The sequence below is a fragment of the Thioclava sp. UBA3469 genome, from assembly GCF_002378135.1.
GTDB lineage: Bacteria > Pseudomonadota > Alphaproteobacteria > Rhodobacterales > Rhodobacteraceae > Thioclava > Thioclava sediminum.
The window spans coordinates 1-3,961 of record NZ_DFRG01000056.1; the positions used below are offsets into that span (position 1 = coordinate 1).

3 protein-coding genes are annotated in these 3,961 nt (G+C 65.7%); 2 read left to right on the top strand and 1 reads right to left on the bottom strand.

Going from position 1 to position 3,961, the window contains the following annotated elements:
• Window positions 1-144: 144 nt before the first annotated feature.
• A complete protein-coding gene (locus tag B3D39_RS04085) occupies window positions 145-2,244 on the bottom strand; it encodes a TonB-dependent receptor domain-containing protein (RefSeq protein ID WP_274961670.1) in 2,100 nt (699 codons plus the stop codon).
• A gap of 207 nt (window positions 2,245-2,451) precedes the next feature.
• Between B3D39_RS04085 and B3D39_RS04090 the strand changes: the two genes are divergently transcribed.
• Together B3D39_RS04090 and B3D39_RS04095 are read left to right on the top strand one after the other, a co-directional pair.
• Window positions 2,452-3,495 carry a hemin-degrading factor gene (locus B3D39_RS04090; RefSeq protein ID WP_274961669.1) on the top strand — a complete coding sequence of 348 codons (1,044 nt, stop codon included), beginning with the start codon at window positions 2,452-2,454 and terminating at the stop codon, window positions 3,493-3,495.
• Window positions 3,492-3,961: heme/hemin ABC transporter substrate-binding protein (locus B3D39_RS04095; RefSeq protein ID WP_286789408.1), on the top strand; the 470-nt coding region annotated here is incomplete at its 3' end. The genes B3D39_RS04090 and B3D39_RS04095, both read left to right, overlap by 4 nt.

Sequence of the window (3,961 nt, forward strand, 5' to 3'; positions counted from 1 at the left end):
CCAACCCGTTCTCCGCCAGAAAACTCAACCGGCAGGCGCCCTCGGCCTCGGTTGCCCCGGCCAGCGTCAAGCTGAGCCGGGGCGCGCCCTGCGCGGAAATGCCATGAGGGAGGCACGCGCAAAGCAGTGTCAGGAGCGCCGCCCTCACCATGTGAAGGCCTTGGCGACGGCGAGTTTCACGTTCCGGCCCGGCGCGTTGTCGAGCGAGAGGTTGTTGCGATACTCGCGGTCGAAGACGTTCTCGACCGTCAGGTTCACCTCGATCCCGGCGAGCCGTTCGGGTTTCCAGCTGACGAAGAGATCATGCGTGGCGTAGCCCGGCGCGGAGGTCGAGGCGGACGCCGTCTCGATCCCGCTGAAGCCCTGCACGCGCCAGCCCGCGCGCACGCCCTGATCGGGGAATTTCGCCCCCAACGTCAGCGCGATATTCTCGGCGGGCGTGTCGGTGAGGGTCTGGCCCGTCGCCTCGTCCTTGGATTTCACCTTGGAATAGGCGAGCTGACCGAACCACCGATCGGCCTCGTAGGACGCCTCGATCTCGCCGCCCCAGATTTTCGCGGAATCGACATTGCGGAAATAGGGCACGCCGACCGAGCCGGAGGGATTGGCCGCGATCAGATCGGTCAGATCGTTGTGGAACAGCGTGGCTTTGGCGGAAAGGCTGTCGCCCTCCGACAGAAGGCCCGAGGTCTGATAGGTCACACCCAGCTCGACCGTGGTGGCTTTCTCCTTGTCGAGATTGAGGCTCGCGGTGCGACCCGCCGCCCCGATCCCGTCGGTCTGATAAAGCTCGTCCAGCGTCGGCATCCGCTCGGTCCGTGCGAGCGAGCCGAAGACGCCCCAAGTGTCGTTGAACTGATAAAGCGCTGCGATCTTCGGCGAGACCGCCGTGCCGTCCTGATCGGTGCCGCCTTGGGCCGCCGCCGCCGCATCGGGCGAGAGCCACGCCCGGTCCACGCGCAGGCCCGGTGTGATCGTCAGCTTGTCGTTCCAGACGAATTCGCCCTGCACATAGAGACCCAGCTTGTCCTCGGTGCCGCCGGGGTGGAAGGCGGGTTCGCCCACCGAGGAATTCGCGTAGCGGTTCTGATGCGAGAGCTGCGTGCCGAAGGTGAGGTAGTTCTCCCACGCGCCGCGCGACATCTCGACGGTGTTCTCCAGCTTGAGCGCGGTGGTCTCGTAGCTTGCCGTATTCGGGCAGAGCACCGAGAAACGGCCCGCCGAACACATCATCCCGAGCGAGAAATTGTCGCGCTCCGTCGAGGTTTTCGAGTAGCTCAGCTGCGCTTCGAGATCGAGCCACGGGTTGCCCACACCTTCATTGGCGTAGGTCAGGCTGAGCGTGTCGTCGATCGCATGCAGATCCGAGGTGCCGAAAGCCGAGGCCAGCGCCCCGCCGGTCTGCGCGACGGCCGCATCCTTCAGGTCGCTATCGGTGCGCGAGGCCGAGAACGTCAGGCGCTGATCGCGGTTCTCGCCGAAATAGTAGTTCGACTTCAGCAGCGCCGACCAGCGATCGCCTGCGGTGGCCGGGATCGTCTCGCCCCCGCCGTCTTCCATGTCGTCGGACGAGCCCCGCGAATAGCTGAACAGCATATTCGCATCCTCGCCCAGTTTCTGGGCATAGGTCACCGTGCCGATCTTGCCGTCGCCATTGCTGTCATACGCGCCCTTGAGCCGCACCGCGCCGGTCTGCCCCTCGGGGATGAAATCGGTCGCGTCCTTGGTGGTGAAATTCACCACGCCGCCGATCGCGCCCGAGCCATACATGGTGGACGAGGCCGGACCGCGCAGCACTTCGACGCGCTTGTAGAGCTCCGGATCGCCGAAGAAGGAACCGGTGCGATATTGCTCGAAGAATTTCACCGCGCCATCCACGGTGATGATGATGCGGTTCTGGCTGCCGGTCTGCTCGGCATTGCCGATGCCGCGGATATTGAAGGCCTGCCCCAGCATCCGCGCCGAAGCGCCCGCCGCCTGAACGCCCGGCACATCGGCGAAGAGATCGCCCATCGTGCGGGGCTGTTCCTCGTCGAGGTCCTGCTGGTCGATCACCGTCACTGCCTGCGGCGTGTCGATCGCCACTTTCGGCGTACCCCAGCCATAGATCAGGCGGCCCAGCATCGTATAGCCGTCATCGGACCCGCTCTCCTGTGCGAGTGCCGGACCTGCGGCGGCGATCAGCGCGAGGCTGGTAACTGTCGTGAAAAGCCGCATCCGCGCGGCGCGAGGCGTCGTAGCCATGAGTGTCCCCTTTGTGGTCTGCATGGGGCTGGCGTGACGCTGGCAGCGCAGAAACTGTCTTGATTTCGATGATTTGACCAGCTAGAGAATCCGACAAAACTAGTCAAGTATATTCCCGAGATATATTTGATCCCATCCGCGCCCAGCCCGAGGCCCCGCCCTCTCGCCAGATTCGCGCCCTTTGCGAAAACGACGAGAGGACTCCCCATGCCCGCAGACGGCACCCTGCCCCAACAGCTTTCCCCCGAAGGTATCCGCGCGCTCCGCGCCGAACGCCCCGAGATGCGCGCGCGCGATTTCGCCTCTCAGCATGGCATCGCGGAGGCCGAACTGGTCGCCGCCCAGATCGGCACGACCGCCACCGCGATCGAAGCCCATCCCGATGCGATCATGCCGCGCCTGACCGCGCTTGGAGACGTGATGGCGCTGACCCGCAACGAGAGCTGCGTAATCGAACGGCGCGGCACTTACGAAGAGTATCACTCGGGCGCGCATGCGCAGATGGTGCTCGGCAAGGAGATTGACCTGCGTCTCTTCGCGCAGCACTGGGCCCATGCTTTCGCGCTGGAGGATGGCGAGAAACGCTCGATCCAGGTGTTCGACCCGGCGGGCGATGCGATCCACAAGGTGCATCTGAAACCCGAGAGCGACGTGGCGGCCTTCCACGCGCTCGTCGCGGCGCTGCGCCTGCCCGCGCAATCGGATCAGCTCGACCTTGCGCCCCGCGCTCAGGTCGAGGCCGCTAAATCGCTGCCCGAGAAGGCCGAGACCCTGCGCGCGGAATGGGATAAGCTGACCGACACGCATCAGTTCCTGCGGCTGGTCTCGAAGCTTAAGATGAACCGGCTCGGCGCCTACCGGATCGCGGGCGCGCCCTATGCCACCGAGATGTCCCCCGATGCAGTCGAGGCGCTGCTGACCCGTTGCGCAACTGATCAGACGCCGCTGATGATCTTCGTCGGCAATGCGGGCTGCATCGAGATCTATGGCGGCACGATCGAGACGGTGAAGCCGATGGGCCCGTGGATCAACGTGCTCGACCCGCGCTTCAACCTGCATCTGCGCAGCGACCACATCGCCGAGGTCTGGCTGGTCGACAAGCCGACGAAGAACGGCCCCGCGCTCAGTCTCGAAGCCTTCGACAAGCACGGCGCGCTGATCACGCAGATCTTCGCCTCGCGCAAGGATGGCGGCGTCGAGGCGTTCAACGCGACGATCCGCGCATTGCCGTGTCTGGAGGGTCAGGCATGAAGCGCCTTGCCCTGATCGCAGCCCTTCTCACCGCCGGCCCCGCACTGGCCGAGCCCGCCCGCGTGATCTCGCTCGGCGGGGCCGTGACCGAGATCGTCGTGGCCCTTGGCGCGGAGGATCGACTCGTCGCGCGCGACACCACCTCGCAATATCCCGAGCGCATCACCGAGCTGCCCGATGTGGGCTATGTCCGCGCGCTCTCGGCCGAGGGCGTGCTGGCGCTCGATCCCGACCTGATCCTCGCCGAAGCCACGGCAGGCCCGCCCGAAGCGGTCGAGACGCTGAAGGCGGCGGGCGTCGATTTCGTCGCGCTGCCGGGCGATCCGAGCGTGCAAGGCGTGCGCGAGAAGATCGCGGTGGTCGGCGCCGCGCTTGATCGCGAAGAGGCAGCCGAACGGCTCACCGCCAGTTTCGACGCTGAGATGGACGCCGTGCGCAAATCGGCGGGCGCTGTCGCCACGCCGAC

Coding starts and splice junctions, on each gene's coding strand:
- B3D39_RS04090 (WP_274961669.1), top strand. CDS start 2,452: ATGCCCGCAGACGGCACCCTGCCCCAACAGCTTTCCCCCGAAGGTATC.
- B3D39_RS04085 (WP_274961670.1), bottom strand. CDS start 2,244: ATGGCTACGACGCCTCGCGCCGCGCGGATGCGGCTTTTCACGACAGTT.